The sequence below is a fragment of the Enterobacter asburiae genome, from assembly GCF_007035645.1.
In the GTDB taxonomy this organism is placed as follows: domain Bacteria; phylum Pseudomonadota; class Gammaproteobacteria; order Enterobacterales; family Enterobacteriaceae; genus Enterobacter; species Enterobacter asburiae_B.
The window spans coordinates 3,186,149-3,200,222 of record NZ_AP019632.1 but is presented as its reverse complement, the minus strand read 5'-3'; the positions used below and the strand labels follow the sequence as shown (position 1 = coordinate 3,200,222).

The window sequence follows — 14,074 nt, the reverse complement described above, 5'->3', positions numbered from 1 at the left end:
TTTTAGACTCCTGATTCGCGATAGTGGACGTCGCTAACGGCACGCAGACGTTCTGCCGCCTGTTCCGCCGTCAGGTCACGCTGGGTTTCCGCCAGCATTTCATAGCCCACCATGAATTTACGCACCGTCGCAGAGCGCAGCAGCGGCGGATAGAAATGGGCGTGCAGCTGCCAGTGTTGATTCTCTTCGCCGTTAAACGGGGCGCCGTGCCAGCCCATGGAGTACGGGAAAGAGCACTGGAAGAGGTTGTCGTAACGGCTGGTCAGCTTTTTCAGCGCCAGGGCAAGGTCGTCGCGCTGCGCGTCGCTAAGATCGGTGATGCGCTGCACGTGCGCTTTCGGCAGCAGCAGCGTTTCAAACGGCCAGGCGGCCCAGTAGGGGACGACGGCCAGCCAGTGTTCGGTTTCCACCACGGAGCGGCTGCCGTCGGCAAGCTCGCGCTGGGTGTAGTCCACCAGCATCGGCGAACCGTTTTCCGCGAAATACGCTTTCTGCAGACGGTCTTCACGCTCGGCTTCGTTAGGCAGGAAGCTGTTCGCCCAGATCTGGCCGTGCGGGTGCGGGTTTGAGCAGCCCATGGCCGCGCCTTTGTTTTCGAACACCTGCACCCACGGATAGCGCTGCCCCAGCTCTGCGGTTTGCGCCTGCCAGGTGCTGACGACCTCTTTCAGCGCGTCCACGCTCAGCTCGGGCAGCGTTTTGCTGTGATCCGGCGAGAAGCAGATCACGCGGCTGGTTCCGCGCGCGCTTTCACAGCGCATCAGCGGATCGTGGCTTTCCGGCGCGTCCGGCGTGTCGGTCATCAGGGCGGCAAAATCGTTGGTGAACACGAAGGTGCCTTTGTAGTCCGGGTTTTTATCCCCGGTGACGCGCGTGTTGCCCGGACAGAGGAAGCAGTCCGGGTCGTGCTGTGGCAGCGTCTGTTTTGCAGGCGTCTCCTGCGCCCCCTGCCAGGGGCGCTTGGCGCGATGCGGAGAAACCAAAATCCATTGCCCGCTTAACGGGTTAAAACGACGATGCGGATGATCGACGGGATTAAATTGCGTCATGACGGATCCTTAGTCCGGATAGCCTTGCGGGTGGCGTGACTGCCAGTGCCAGGTATCCTGTGCCATTTCATCAAGCGTGCGCGTCACACGCCAGTTAAGCTCTTTGTCGGCTTTGGTGGCATCGGCCCAGTAAGCAGGCAGGTCGCCATCTCGACGCGGAGCGAAGTGGTAGTTCACCGGCTTACCGCAGGCTTTGCTGAAGGCGTTAACCACGTCCAGCACGCTGCTGCCGACCCCGGCGCCGAGGTTGTAAATATGCACGCCCGGTTTGTTGGCCAGCTGCTGCATGGCCGCAACGTGACCGTCGGCCAAATCCATCACGTGGATGTAGTCGCGCACGCCGGTGCCGTCTTCGGTCGGGTAGTCATTGCCAAAAATCGCCAGCGAGTCGCGGCGACCCACGGCAACCTGGGCGATATACGGCATCAGGTTGTTCGGGATACCCTGCGGATCTTCACCCATGTCTCCAGAAGGATGCGCGCCGACCGGGTTGAAGTAGCGCAGCAGCGCGATGCTCCACTCCGGCTGCGCTTTTTGCAGGTCGGTCAGGATCTGCTCTACCATCAGCTTGCTTTTGCCGTACGGGCTTTGCGGGGTACCGGTCGGGAAGCTTTCAACGTAAGGGATTTTGGGCTGATCGCCGTAGACGGTGGCGGAGGAGCTAAAGATGAAGTTTTTGACGTTGGCCGCACGCATGGCGGAGATGAGACGCAGGGTACCGTTGACGTTGTTGTCGTAATACTCGAGCGGCTTCGCAACGGATTCACCGACCGCTTTCAGACCCGCGAAGTGGATCACCGCTTCGATGGCATGGTCGTGAAGGATCTCGGTCATCAGCGCTTCGTTGCGGATGTCGCCTTCCACGAAAGTCGGTTGTTTACCGCCAAGGCGTTCAATCACCGGCAGCACGCTGCGCTTACTGTTGCACAGGTTGTCGAGGATGATGACGTCGTGACCGTTTCGCAGCAGTTGCACGCAGGTATGACTACCTATGTAACCGCTACCACCTGTTACCAGAACTCGCATATTTCGCTCCATTGGGCTTATGGTATGTAATAACCATAGCATAACAGAGACGCGAAAAGTGTGACATGGGATAAAATAGTGGAATCGTTTACACTCGTTTTCACACTCGCTTTTTTAATGACTGAGTGCATTCTAGATCAAAGAGATAGCGATGTATTGATGCAAGTTATCTGAAAAAGAGGAGGGCAGAGCCCTCCACGGTTAATCGACGTTGCTGAGAAGATAGCGATAACCCTCACCGTCCGGCACAAACTCCAGACGATGCGTGATGCAGGCGGGGGCATCTTCGGCATGATGTGAAACGAACAGCAGCTGCGTTTCACCTTCGCTAATCAGCACGTCCACAAAGCGGCGGATAAGCTGGCGATTCAGCGGATCGAGTCCCTGCAGCGGTTCGTCGAGGATCAGAAGCGTAGGGTGTTTCACCAGCGCGCGAACGATCAGGGCCAGACGCTGCTGCCCCCACGACAGACTATGAAACGGCGCGTCAGCGACCCGGTTGTCCATGCCCAGAATATCCAGCCACTGCTGGGCGAGCTTGTGCTGTTTGTCAGACACCGCCTGATAAATACCGATGGAATCAAAATACCCGGAAAGGATCGCGTTGCGTACCGTGGTACTGACCCGGTAATCCAGATGCAGGCTGCTGCTGACGTAGCCGATATGTTTTTTAATATCCCAGATGGTTTCGCCGCTGCCGCGACGCCGACCAAACAGCGTCAGATCGTTGCTATAGCCCTGCGGGTGATCGCCGGTTATCAGGCTCAGCAGCGTGGATTTTCCCGCGCCGTTAGGGCCGATAATCTGCCAGTGTTCGCCGGGATTGACCGTCCAGCTAAGACGGTTGAGGATCGGGCGATCGTCATAAGAGACCATCCCATCCCGCAGCACGATGCGCGGCTGGTGGGGATCGAGCGCATGGCGGGCCGAAGGGGCGTCAGGTTCCGGAAGCGTAATTCCGTCGAGTTGTTCACTGTGTGCGAGCTGGGCAATGAGCGCCTGCTTGAGCAGCGCTGTTTTTTCGCCGGTCTCGGTCAGGTTACAGTCGGCCAGTACGCCCGCGTGCTGAATAAAGTCCGGAATTTCATCGAAGCGGTTAAGCACCAAAACCAGGGTATATCCCTGCTGATTAAGCGACTCCAGCAGGGCCGCCAGCTGCGCACGGGACTGCACGTCAAGGCCGTCAAACGGTTCGTCGAGGATAAGCAGCTCGGGCTCGCTCATCAGCGCCTGGCAAAGCAGCGTTTTTCGCGTCTCGCCGGTAGAAAGGTATTTAAAGCGCCGATTCAGCAGGGCGGTGATGCCGAACCGTTCTGCCAGGCGCTGACAGCGGGCGGGATCTTTCACCTCATCCTGAATAATTTCCGCCGTCGTACGGCCGGTATCTTCTTCGCCAGGGCTGAGTAAATCAGTGTTATTGCGCTGCCACTCGTCGCTTACCAGCTTTTGCAATTGTTCAAATGACAGGCGCGTCAGGCGCGTAAAGTCGCCCTGGCATTCGCCCTTGAGGAGGGGGAGCTCGCCGGCCAGCGCGCGGGCCAGCGCGGATTTACCGCTGCCGTTAGTGCCGACAAACGCCCAGCTTTCACCCGCGCGTATCGTTAAATCAGCAATCGTCAGCGTTCGGGTATCGCTAAGACGAAACGTGCCTTGCGAAATATGCAATGATGACATGGTTTATCCCTGTTTTTGCAGCAACAGATATCAGGGATACGCACTGTCGGCGCGATTGTCAATGCGCTCAGCACAATGTGGCGATAATCACCCGGTCTGCGTTGAACCAGGCGGTAACGACAGTACCTTCTTCTAAACCGTCCGCTTCGCTAAGCGGTATCGTCGCGCAAAGCGGTTGCCCGTCTGCGAGGGTCATCAGCACTTCGCACTGCGCCTGGCCGCGTTCGATATGGCTAATAGCGCCCTGGAGCTGGTTATCGGCCGCCTTTGCGGCGTCGGGATCGCGCGTGATATTGACCCACGGCGCTTTCAGCAGCACCAGCACCTCTTTACCTTCATCGAGCTCAAGGCGCTCTGCGCTCTGCGCCGTTATTGCGGCCTTCAGACGGGTGGTGCCATCGGCAAGCAGGATCTCAATATGCTGCTGTACCTGCAGATTGTCGCGCGCCGTCACCGTACCAAACCACTGGTTGCGGGCGCTGGTTTGTAACGAGAAGCGGGAAATGGCGGCCAGCAAGCTGTCCAGCGGAACGTTATCGTCGTCGCTCAACACATCGAACGCCTTTTGCTGGATCTGGGCCAGCAGATCGTAAAGCTGAATAAGGCGCTGGCCATAACGCGTCACGATCGCACCGCCGCCGCCTTTGCCGCCCGTGGCTCTGTCCACCAGCGGGTGTTCGCTCAGGGTGTTCATTTCGTTGATGGCGTCCCAGGCACTTTTGTAGCTGATGCCCGCGTTTTTCGCCCCCTGGCTAATCGAGCCCGTTTGTTCTATTTGTTTAAGCAGGGCGATACGTCGCGGATCGGCGAAAAGCTTTTGCTGAAGTCGTAGAGTGAGAAGAATTTCGGCCTGCATAACAGTGTCCTGGCAAAAAGAGTATTGTGACCCAAATGGCGCAGGGCGCAAAGGGTACCGCACAAAAGGGGATGTTTTTCTCACTTGAAAGGGTAGAATGAGCCGTTCACAATATCTGGAGAAAACCATGTTAGAGTTGTTGAAAAGTCTGGTATTCGCCGTGATCATGGTACCAGTAGTGATGGCCATCATCCTCGGTGCCATCTACGGCCTGGGTGAAGTGTTCAACGTCTTTTCGAACATTGGTCACAAAGACCAGGCTAAAAAGCAGCATTGATTCCCCACAAAACGCCCGGCCAGTCCGGGCGTTTTGCTCTCAAGATTTTCCCGTCTACGCCGATATTATTTAACGCATCACACCGGTTTACCCCTTCAGCGTTACGATTAAACGCTGGGATCTCCCTGACGTAATCGTTATATTAAGATGTATATAACGCTACTCACAGGAGTTACAGATGGCACGTTCATGGATACGCCTTTTCGCAGGGGCAACGCTGACGCTTTCACTTACCGGACACGCGCTGGCGGACGAGGGTAAAATCACCGTCTTTGCCGCGGCGTCGCTGACCAACGCGCTGCAGGACATCGCGGCGGCGTATAAAAAAGAGAAAAACGTCGAGGTGGTCTCCTCTTTTGCCTCTTCCTCGACGCTGGCGCGCCAGATAGAAGCGGGCGCACCGGCGGATCTGTTCATCTCGGCTGACCAGAAGTGGATGGACTACGCGACGGAGAAGAAATCGATTGATGCCACAACCCGCGAAACGCTGCTGGGGAATAGCCTGGTTGTCGTGGCGCCAAAAGCCAGCGCGCAGGCGGACTTCACCATCAACAAAGAGACCCACTGGACGAGCCTGCTGAACGGTGGCCGTCTGGCCGTGGGCGACCCGGAGCACGTTCCGGCCGGGATTTATGCCAAAGAAGCGCTGCAAAAGCTGGGTGCATGGGAGACATTGTCACCGAAGCTGGCCCCGGCGGAAGACGTGCGCGGCGCGCTGGCGCTGGTAGAACGCAATGAAGCCCCGCTGGGCATTGTGTATGGCTCTGATGCCGTTGCCAGTAAAGGTGTAAAAGTGGTCGCAACGTTCCCGGAAGACTCCCACAAGAAAGTGGAATATCCTGTTGCGATTGTTGATGGACATAAAAATGCGGCCGTGACGGCCTTCCGCGATTACCTGAAAGGGCCGGAGGCGTCCGCAATCTTTAAACGTTATGGATTTACGACTCACTGATGATATTGACCGATCCTGAATGGCAGGCTGTTCTGCTGAGCCTAAAAGTCTCTTCCCTGGCGGTTGCGCTGAGCTTGCCCTTTGGGATCTTCTTTGCCTGGCTACTGGTTCGCTGTCAGTTTCCCGGCAAAACGCTGCTCGACAGCGTGCTGCATCTTCCGCTCGTTTTGCCGCCCGTGGTGGTCGGTTACCTGCTGCTGATTTCGATGGGGCGACGCGGTTTTATCGGCGAGAAGCTCTACGACTGGTTTGGGCTGACGTTTGCGTTTAGCTGGCGCGGTGCGGTACTGGCGGCGGCGGTGATGTCATTCCCGCTGATGGTGAGGGCGATCCGCCTCGCGCTGGAAGGCGTGGACATGAAGCTCGAACAGGCGGCCCGCACGCTGGGCGCAGGGCGCTGGCGCGTCTTTTTCACCATCACGCTTCCGCTCACGCTGCCGGGCATTATTGTCGGGACGGTGCTGGCCTTCGCCCGCTCGCTGGGCGAGTTTGGCGCGACGATCACGTTTGTGTCGAACATCCCCGGCGAGACGCGAACTATTCCGTCGGCAATGTATACCCTGATTCAAACGCCGGGCGGTGAAGGCGCGGCGGCGCGGCTGTGTATTATTTCAATTGTGCTGGCGCTGGTATCGCTGATGGTGTCTGAATGGCTGGCGCGGCTCAGCCGCGAGCGGATGGGGAAATAAGCATGCTGGAACTCCATTTCACCCAGACGCTGGGAAACCATACCCTGACGCTTAACGAGACGCTGCCGGCAAGCGGAATCACCGCTATCTTTGGCGTGTCGGGGGCGGGAAAAACGTCGCTGATTAATGCCATCAGCGGCCTGACCCGCCCGCAGTCAGGCCGTATTGTCCTGAATGACCGCGTCCTGAATGACGTGGAGAACAAAATTTACCTCTCGCCGGATAAACGCCGCATCGGCTATGTTTTCCAGGACGCGCGCCTGTTCCCGCACTACAGCGTGCGCGGCAACCTGCGTTACGGCATGGCGAAAAGCATGGCCGGGCAGTTTGACAAGCTGGTGACGCTTTTAGGCATTGAGCCTCTGCTCGACAGGCTGCCATCCTCACTCTCCGGCGGAGAAAAACAGCGTGTGGCCATTGGTCGCGCGTTGCTGACCGCCCCCGAGCTGCTGCTGCTCGACGAGCCGCTGGCCTCGCTCGATATACCGCGTAAACGCGAACTTCTGCCTTATCTGCAGCGCCTGACGCGCGAAATTAATATTCCGATGCTCTACGTCAGCCATTCGCTGGATGAGATCCTCCATCTGGCCGACAAGGTGCTGGTGCTGGAAGAGGGCAGCGTGAAGGCCTTCGGCAACCTGGAAGAGGTGTGGGGCAGCAGCGTAATGCACCCCTGGTTACCCCGGGAACAGCAGAGCAGCATCCTGAAAGTGAGCGTTCTGGAACATCACCCGCACTACGCGATGACCGCCCTGGCGCTGGGCGACCAGCATCTGTGGGTCAATAAGATCGACAAACCGCTACAGTCCGCGCTGCGAATTCGCATCCAGGCGTCGGACGTCTCGCTGGTGCTGCAGCCGCCGCTGCAAACCAGTATTCGAAATATTCTGCGCGCCAAAGTCGCGGAGTGTTTTGATGATAACGGGCAGGTGGAAGTGAAGCTTGAAGTCGGCAGCAGGACGCTCTGGGCGCGCATCAGCCCGTGGGCGAGGGATGAGTTAGGGATCAAACCCGGCCTGTGGCTTTACGCGCAAATTAAGAGCGTCTCGATTACCGCCTGATTACAGCAGGTGGGTATAAATGTACTGCGCGATGCTGTCGGTGGTGTTGTCGCCAATCACCACGTTGGCGCGGGCTTTTACCGCGTCGTCGGCATTGCCCATCGCCACGCCGGTACCGGCGGCTTCCAGCATGCTGATGTCGTTGTAGTTGTCGCCAAAGGCGATCACGTCACGCATCGACCCGCCCTGTGATTCCACATACTGCGTCAGGCGCTTGCCTTTGCTGTTGCCTTTGCGGGCAATATCCACCTGGTCATGCCAGGACCATTCGCACTCCAGACCCAGCGTTTGTTCCACGTGTTTTGCGAAGGTATTCAGTTTGGTGGTGTCTTCATCGGTCAGGGCGAATTTCCAGATAGCCTCAACGTCATGGGCTGCCTGACGCAGGGAGGAAACCTGGGTAAAGACCGGACGCTGCGCTTCAGGCAGGGACAACGCCCAGTTGCTGGTGCGCACCACGTGGCCTGTAGGGCGCTCGTACACCATCGCGTTATCCACGTACATCAGGCCGTGAACGGCATGCTCATCCAGCAGATCGATCAGCTGCAGCGCCTGGGGAACCGGTAGCGCGTCGGATTCTAAAACCTTTTTTGCCTGATAATCATACAAATAAGTGCCATTACAACAAATTGCAGGTGTATCTAACGCCAGTGCCTGATAAAAAGGGTGAATGGCAACGTGATGTCGACCCGTTACGATAAGGAGTTGATATCCCACTTCCTGCGCGCGTTTTAGCGCCTCAAGGGAGGAGGGGAGAAGGTTTTTTTGCGGCGTCAGTAAGGTACCGTCTAAATCCAGAGCAATCACACGCGAGGTCATCTGTTTTCCCGGGTTAATATTGAATTTACGTTTTGATGGGATGGTACACCGAGAGGCGAACGCTTCAAAACTCCTGTCGACAATTCAGCATTCACCGTCAAAAGTTAACTACTTTCATGCGCAGTGAGGAGTGAATATTCATGAAACAAACCGTTTATACCGCCAGTCCTGAAAGCCAGCAGATCCACGTCTGGCGTTTAAATACCGAAGGGACACTCACGCTGGTTCAGGTTGTTGATGTGCCAGGCCAGGTGCAACCGATGGTCATCAGCCCGGATAAACGTTTCTTGTACGTGGGTGTGCGCCCGGAGTTCCGCGTGCTGGCCTATCGCATTTCTCCGGACGATGGCGCGCTGACGTACACTGCCGAAGCCCCGTTGCCGGGCAGCCCAACCCATATCTCGACCGATCGTAAAGGCAACTTTGTCTTCAGCGGATCGTATAACGCGGGCTGCGTCAGCGTAACGCGTCTGGAAGATGGTATTCCGGTCGAAACCGTGGATGTGGTGGAAGGGCTTGAAGGCTGCCACTCGGCGAATATCTCTCCGGATAACCGCACGCTGTGGGTGCCTGCGCTGAAGCAGGATCGTATCTGCCTGTTCACCCTGAGCGACGATGGTCACCTGGTGGCGCAGAATCCTGCCGAAGTGACTACCGTTGAAGGCGCCGGTCCGCGTCATATGGTCTTCCATCCGAACCAGCAGTACGCCTACGTGGTCAATGAGTTGAACAGCTCTGTGGACGTATGGGAGCTGAAAGATCCAAACGGTCAGATTGAGTGCGTGCAGACGCTGGACATGATGCCGTCTGATTTCTCCGATACCCGCTGGGCGGCGGATATCCACATAACGCCAAATGGCCGCCATCTGTACGCCTGCGACCGTACCTCCAGCCTGATTACCGTGTTTAGCGTGTCTGAAGACGGCAGCGTGCTGGCGATTGAAGGGTTCCAGCCAACGGAAACCCAGCCGCGCGGCTTTAATATCGATCACAGCGGTAAATACCTGATTGCGGCGGGGCAGAAATCCCACCACATCGCGCTGTATGAAATTAAAGGCGAGCAGGGGCTGCTGGAAGAGAAAGGACGTTATGCCGTAGGCCAGGGGCCAATGTGGGTGGTGGTCAACGCTCACTAAGAGGCTAAAAACAAAAAACCTCGCGAATGCGAGGTTTTTTTATGCCCGGTAAACGCAGCGCCACCGGGCAAAACAGCTTACTGCTTCGGCTCAGCAACCACTTTGCTACCCAGACCGCGGTTGTTGTATTCCCACATGCGGTTGAAGTTAGCGTCGTTCAGGTTGCGCTGCACGTTCCCTTTATCATCCACCGTACCGGTATTGCCGGAGAATGGACGTTTGGAGATCGCGGCATCAGCCCACGGCTTCGCCATGTTGAAGCCTTCATTGATCACGCTGTCGCGGATCACGACCTGGCCGTTGGTCGCAGAGTCCACGTCCAGGGAGCGTCCCAGCTGCGCCACGCCGTCACCGGCAGCGTTAAAGCGGCTGTTCACGGCCAGGAAGCCGTAGAAGAGGTTAGACTGGGTTGCCGGAGCAAACACGTAACCTTCCTGCTGAGTGCGTGAGTTCACCACGCGGAAATCGGTATTATCAAACACCACCGCGCCGCGACCGGACACCAGATCCACGTCACCTTCAACGTAGCTGTTGGTCACCAGAGTACGGGTCAGGCGGTTATTCTGCAGGGTGTTCTGCACGCCGCTGTTGGTCACGAAGAAGGTGTTCTGACGGCCCAGAATGTTGACGTTATTAATCTGCACCTTATCGCCATCGCTACGCAGCGCAACGGCCTGGTGACTACCAGCATCAACGCTGTCGCCCAGGGTATTCTGAATGGTCAGGTTCTGCAGCTGCAGACCGTTATTCTGAGACCAGAATACCGCCGAGCACATCACGCCAATGGTGGCAGAACGCTTGCTCTGGCAATTATCAAACATATACCACGCCGGTTTGCCCGGCATATATTTACCGGCCGGGTTCACCAGGTGACGCCAGGTGTTGCTGTCGATTTCGGAATCAATCGCCAGGCCAATTTTTACGTCGATCGCTTTTTCGCCCAGACCGTAAAGCGTAATGCTGCCAGGGGCCGCCGGAACATATACGGTGCCTTCATATTCACCCGGCAGGATCGCGATGTACTGGCGAGACGCGCTGTGTTTAGTGATGGCAGCATCAACCGCAGCCTGAATAGAGGTATGCGTTACGCCCTGCGCACCCGCCGGGCCAACCATGAAGTCAGGCTGTTTAGGCAGGTTGATAGAAGACGGTGTCCACGGCGCAGCGTTAGGATCCATCGCCGAGAAGTAGTGCGCACGATCGAAGTTCTTCGCTTCATCAGCGGACAAAATCGGGCGGGAGGCGGTACCGGGCGCAACCTGCTCAGAAGGGCGCTGATCCGGTGGTGTTGAACTGCATGCGGATAAGGTCACGCCAAAGGCGAGTGCTAACGCCAGACGGGAAATCCTGGAAATGTTCAAGGTAGAGCTCCTGGGTATGCAAGTCTTAAACGGGATAGACGAAATAGCCTGCTTTTTTATACTAAGTTGAGCGAAACGGGAAGATAAAAAGGGTAAAAGTTGCATTTTTAGCCCCGGAGCGGCAGGTAGGTGATCACAAATAAATAACATTTTCCGTCAAGGCGGTTGACAGCAGACGGTGGATGCAAATAAATGTCTATACAACCTAAGACAAGTGGAATGCCCCATGCAGCAGATTCATCCCGACGATGTAATATGGCGAAATGCGCGACTGGCTACGATGGCGCCGGACGTACCTGCGTCTTATGGACTGAAAGAGCAACACGCTCTGGTCGTGCGCGGCCACACTATTCTGGCCGCGATCCCTGAATCTGACATTCCTTCCGGACACCGACACTGTGTCGATCTTCAGGGGCGTCTGGTCACGCCTGGCCTGATTGACTGCCATACCCACCTGGTATTTGGCGGCGACCGCGCGGCGGAGTGGGAGCAGCGCCTGAACGGCGTCTCTTATCAAACCATCAGCGCCCAGGGGGGCGGGATTAACGCGACCGTGACGGCGACGCGCAGCAGCTCAGCCGAAACCTTGCTGAAACTGGCGCAGCAGCGGCTCCAGCGTCTCATGAATGAAGGCGTGACGACCGTTGAAATCAAATCGGGATACGGGCTCAACGCCGAGGCCGAAGAGAAGATGCTGCAGGTTGCCCGCCAGTTGGGCCTCAATAATCCGATCGATATCAGCCCAACGCTGCTGGCGGCCCATGCGGTTCCGCCGGAATACCGGCAGGATCCGGATGCCTACCTCACGCTGGTCTGTGAGCAGATACTGCCCACGCTGTGGCAAAAAGAGTTATATGAAGCAGTCGACGTGTTTTGTGAAAACGTCGGCTTTACCCCGTCGCAAACCGAGCGACTCTTCAAGGCCGCCGCCGAGCTGGGTATCCCGGTGAAAGGGCATGTCGAGCAGCTGTCGAATCAGGGCGGCGCGGCGCTGGTCAGCCAGTATAAGGGCCTTTCCGCCGATCATATTGAGTATCTCGACGACGCAGGCGTTCAGGCGATGGCGGAAAGCGGCACGGTTGCCGTCCTGTTGCCGGGTGCGTTCTATTTTCTGCAGGAGCGCCAGCGTCCGCCGGTTGAACAGCTCAGAAAACAGGGCGTGCCGATGGCCGTCGCCACCGACTATAACCCCGGCACCAGCCCGTTTGCGAGCCTGCACCTGGCGATGAACATGGCCTGCGTCCAGTTTGGCCTGACCCCGGAAGAAGCCTGGGCTGGCGTCACGCGCCATGCCGCGCAGGCGCTGGGCCGTGGCGCAACCCACGGGCAGCTGCGGGCAGGGTTTGTCGCCGATTTTATCGTCTGGGATGCTCATCATCCGGTTGAGATGGTCTACGAGCCGGGACGCAATCCGCTGTATCAACGTATTTTCCGTGGGGAGGCAGTATGAGGTTATGGCGGCCCGTAGCCGAAACCGTCTGGCAGGGGCGCGATGACAGCGCCGAGGCCAGCAGTGCAAAGCGCATTTTCCAGACGATAAAGCAGCAGGGCCAGTTCACGCCGCTTTCATCCGGCATCGCGCTGATAGGCTTTGAATGTGATGAAGGGGTAAAACGCAATCAGGGCAGGCCCGGCGCCGTGCAGGCACCGGATATGCTGCGAAAGGCGCTGGCAAATATGGCAAGCCATCAGGGGCATGACCGGCTGACGGATATGGGCTCTGTGTACGTTGAAGGCGGCGAGCTGGAAGCGGCACAGCAGGCGTTAAGCGATGCCGTCACGGCCTGTCAGCAGTCCGGGATGCGCACGCTGGTGTTTGGCGGCGGGCACGAAACCGCGTGGGCGCACGGTCGCGGCGTGCTGGAGGCCTTCCCGAACGAGCGGGTTGTCATTATCAACCTTGATGCCCATCTCGATCTGCGCAAGGCCGACCGGGCCACATCCGGCACCCCGTTTCGCCAGCTGGCGCGCTACTGCGATGAGCGCGGGCGGGAATTTCACTACGCCTGCCTTGGCGTGAGCCGGGCGGCGAACACGCTGGCGCTGTGGGACGAGGCCGAACGCCTGAACGTCACGCTGGTGGAAGATCTCCATTTCAGGCGCGATGCGCTATCCGCCCTGGAAAGGGTGCTGGCGCAGGCCGATCGTATCTATCTGACGATCGATCTGGACGTCCTCCCCGCCAGCGAAATGCCTGCCGTGTCCGCACCGGCTGCGTTAGGCATACCGGCGCTGGATCTTCTCCCGGTTATCGAACAAATCTGCCGTAGCGGTAAGCTACAGGCCGCCGATCTGGTAGAGTTTAACCCGCAGTACGATCGGGACGGGCAGGGCGCTAAGCTAGCCGCCCGCCTGGCCTGGCAAATTGCTCACTGGTGGGCATAACACTATTCAAGGAGTCACGATGTTTTCACGCTCACCTCTGCCGCAGTCGAGCCCTCCCGCGCCTTTCTATGAAAAGGTGAAGCAGGCAATTAGCGAAAAAATCGCTACCGGCGTCTGGCGCCCGCACGATCGCATTCCTTCGGAGGCCGAGCTGGTAGCGCAGTTTGGTTTTAGCCGGATGACCGTCAACCGGGCGCTGCGCGAGCTGACCGACGAAGGGCTTCTGGTGCGCCTGCAGGGCGTGGGGACGTTTGTGGCGGAACCGAAAGGACAGTCGGCGCTGTTTGAAATCCGCAGCATTGCGGACGAGATAGCCGCGCGTAATCATCAGCACCGCTGCGAGGTGCTGGTGCTCGAAGAGACCCAGGCCAGCGCCGAGCAGGCCACAGAGCTTAACGTCAAGGAGGGAAGCCGCATTTTCCACTCCGTGATGGTGCATTTCGAAAACGACATTCCGGTGCAGATTGAAGATCGCTGCGTGAACGCTGAGCGGATACCGGACTATCTGAACCAGGATTACACCCAGACCACGCCGCACGCCTATCTCTCGCTCGTCGCACCGCTGACGGAAGGGGAGCACATTGTGGAGGCCGTGCGCGCCACGCCGCAGGAGTGCGAAAGGCTACGCATTAAAGAGCACGATCCGTGCCTGCTGATCCGCCGTCGAACCTGGTCCTCGTCGCACATTGTGTCGCATGCCCGGCTGCTTTTCCCGGGGAATCGCTACCGGCTGCAGGGCCACTTCATGTCATAAGTTTTATAAGCGTGATCGCTAACGCAATATAACAA

At 57.8% G+C, this 14,074-nt stretch carries 14 protein-coding genes; 8 read left to right on the top strand and 6 right to left on the bottom strand.

Features of this window, described 5'->3' with window-relative positions:
- Positions 1-2 precede the first annotated feature (2 nt).
- The 4 genes from galT to modE all read right to left on the bottom strand — a co-directional run bounded on the left by galT (position 3) and on the right by modE (position 4,605).
- Positions 3-1,049: a galactose-1-phosphate uridylyltransferase gene (galT, locus tag FOY96_RS15290; protein WP_143347375.1), complete on the bottom strand. Its 1,047-nt coding sequence runs from the start codon at positions 1,047-1,049 to the stop codon at positions 3-5.
- A 9-nt stretch (positions 1,050-1,058) separates the two neighbouring features.
- Positions 1,059-2,075, bottom strand: a complete 1,017-nt coding sequence (gene galE / locus FOY96_RS15285; RefSeq protein WP_143347374.1) for a UDP-glucose 4-epimerase GalE — start codon at positions 2,073-2,075, stop codon at positions 1,059-1,061.
- A 201-nt stretch (positions 2,076-2,276) separates the two neighbouring features.
- The gene (gene modF, locus FOY96_RS15280) at positions 2,277-3,749 is read right to left on the bottom strand and encodes a molybdate ABC transporter ATP-binding protein ModF (RefSeq protein WP_143347373.1); all 1,473 of its coding nucleotides are present in this window, start codon (positions 3,747-3,749) and stop codon (positions 2,277-2,279) included.
- A 67-nt stretch (positions 3,750-3,816) separates the two neighbouring features.
- Complete coding sequence (gene modE, locus FOY96_RS15275; RefSeq protein WP_094934372.1) at positions 3,817-4,605, bottom strand: molybdenum-dependent transcriptional regulator; 789 nt, start codon at positions 4,603-4,605, stop codon at positions 3,817-3,819.
- A 127-nt stretch (positions 4,606-4,732) separates the two neighbouring features.
- On the opposite strand from modE, the gene FOY96_RS15270 reads away from it, so the two are divergent.
- The 4 genes from FOY96_RS15270 (at position 4,733) to modC (ending at position 7,584) form a co-directional block, all read left to right on the top strand.
- Entirely contained in the window at positions 4,733-4,882 is a 150-nt protein-coding gene (locus tag FOY96_RS15270) for an AcrZ family multidrug efflux pump-associated protein (protein WP_023310811.1), read from the top strand.
- A 178-nt stretch (positions 4,883-5,060) separates the two neighbouring features.
- Positions 5,061-5,834, top strand: a complete 774-nt coding sequence (modA, locus tag FOY96_RS15265) for a molybdate ABC transporter substrate-binding protein (RefSeq protein WP_087822196.1) — start codon at positions 5,061-5,063, stop codon at positions 5,832-5,834.
- Positions 5,834-6,523 carry a molybdate ABC transporter permease subunit gene (gene modB, locus FOY96_RS15260; protein WP_033144966.1) on the top strand — a complete coding sequence of 230 codons (690 nt, stop codon included), beginning with the start codon at positions 5,834-5,836 and terminating at the stop codon, positions 6,521-6,523. The genes modA and modB overlap by 1 nt, the downstream gene beginning before the upstream one ends.
- 2 nt (positions 6,524-6,525) lie before the next feature.
- A complete protein-coding gene (modC, locus tag FOY96_RS15255) occupies positions 6,526-7,584 on the top strand; it encodes a molybdenum ABC transporter ATP-binding protein ModC (protein WP_029742082.1) in 1,059 nt (352 codons plus the stop codon).
- Here modC and FOY96_RS15250 read toward each other — a convergent pair whose 3' ends face one another.
- Complete coding sequence (locus FOY96_RS15250; protein WP_143347372.1) at positions 7,585-8,403, bottom strand: pyridoxal phosphatase; 819 nt, start codon at positions 8,401-8,403, stop codon at positions 7,585-7,587.
- A gap of 140 nt (positions 8,404-8,543) precedes the next feature.
- Here FOY96_RS15250 and pgl point away from each other — a divergent pair, with 140 nt between their 5' ends.
- Complete coding sequence (gene pgl, locus FOY96_RS15245) at positions 8,544-9,539, top strand: 6-phosphogluconolactonase (RefSeq protein WP_023292974.1); 996 nt, start codon at positions 8,544-8,546, stop codon at positions 9,537-9,539.
- Between the two features lie 77 nt (positions 9,540-9,616).
- Here the strand turns inward: pgl and FOY96_RS15240 are convergent, their stop codons facing one another.
- Positions 9,617-10,900 (bottom strand): putative acyl-CoA thioester hydrolase, encoded by a 1,284-nt coding sequence (locus FOY96_RS15240; protein ID WP_143347371.1) that lies wholly within the window; start codon positions 10,898-10,900, stop codon positions 9,617-9,619.
- A gap of 226 nt (positions 10,901-11,126) precedes the next feature.
- Here FOY96_RS15240 and hutI point away from each other — a divergent pair, with 226 nt between their 5' ends.
- The 3 genes from hutI to FOY96_RS15225 are packed head-to-tail and all read left to right on the top strand — an operon-like array spanning position 11,127 to position 14,039.
- Positions 11,127-12,350: an imidazolonepropionase gene (hutI, locus tag FOY96_RS15235; RefSeq protein ID WP_143347370.1), complete on the top strand. Its 1,224-nt coding sequence runs from the start codon at positions 11,127-11,129 to the stop codon at positions 12,348-12,350.
- Entirely contained in the window at positions 12,347-13,285 is a 939-nt protein-coding gene (gene hutG, locus FOY96_RS15230) for a formimidoylglutamase (protein ID WP_143347369.1), read from the top strand. Before hutI ends, hutG begins: the two co-directional genes overlap by 4 nt.
- A gap of 19 nt (positions 13,286-13,304) precedes the next feature.
- Positions 13,305-14,039 carry a histidine utilization repressor gene (locus FOY96_RS15225; protein ID WP_023310841.1) on the top strand — a complete coding sequence of 245 codons (735 nt, stop codon included), beginning with the start codon at positions 13,305-13,307 and terminating at the stop codon, positions 14,037-14,039.
- Positions 14,040-14,074 lie beyond the last annotated feature (35 nt).

Bases quoted from the DNA above. Each gene is read 5' to 3' on its own strand.
- FOY96_RS15270 (WP_023310811.1), top strand. From the start codon at position 4,733: ATGTTAGAGTTGTTGAAAAGTCTGGTATTCGCCGTGATCATGGTACCA.
- hutG (WP_143347369.1), top strand. From the start codon at position 12,347: ATGAGGTTATGGCGGCCCGTAGCCGAAACCGTCTGGCAGGGGCGCGAT.
- modC (WP_029742082.1), top strand. From the start codon at position 6,526: ATGCTGGAACTCCATTTCACCCAGACGCTGGGAAACCATACCCTGACG.
- modE (WP_094934372.1), bottom strand. From the start codon at position 4,605: ATGCAGGCCGAAATTCTTCTCACTCTACGACTTCAGCAAAAGCTTTTC.
- FOY96_RS15225 (WP_023310841.1), top strand. From the start codon at position 13,305: ATGTTTTCACGCTCACCTCTGCCGCAGTCGAGCCCTCCCGCGCCTTTC.
- modF (WP_143347373.1), bottom strand. From the start codon at position 3,749: ATGTCATCATTGCATATTTCGCAAGGCACGTTTCGTCTTAGCGATACC.
- galE (WP_143347374.1), bottom strand. From the start codon at position 2,075: ATGCGAGTTCTGGTAACAGGTGGTAGCGGTTACATAGGTAGTCATACC.
- galT (WP_143347375.1), bottom strand. From the start codon at position 1,049: ATGACGCAATTTAATCCCGTCGATCATCCGCATCGTCGTTTTAACCCG.
- hutI (WP_143347370.1), top strand. From the start codon at position 11,127: ATGCAGCAGATTCATCCCGACGATGTAATATGGCGAAATGCGCGACTG.
- modA (WP_087822196.1), top strand. From the start codon at position 5,061: ATGGCACGTTCATGGATACGCCTTTTCGCAGGGGCAACGCTGACGCTT.
- FOY96_RS15250 (WP_143347372.1), bottom strand. From the start codon at position 8,403: ATGACCTCGCGTGTGATTGCTCTGGATTTAGACGGTACCTTACTGACG.
- modB (WP_033144966.1), top strand. From the start codon at position 5,834: ATGATATTGACCGATCCTGAATGGCAGGCTGTTCTGCTGAGCCTAAAA.
- pgl (WP_023292974.1), top strand. From the start codon at position 8,544: ATGAAACAAACCGTTTATACCGCCAGTCCTGAAAGCCAGCAGATCCAC.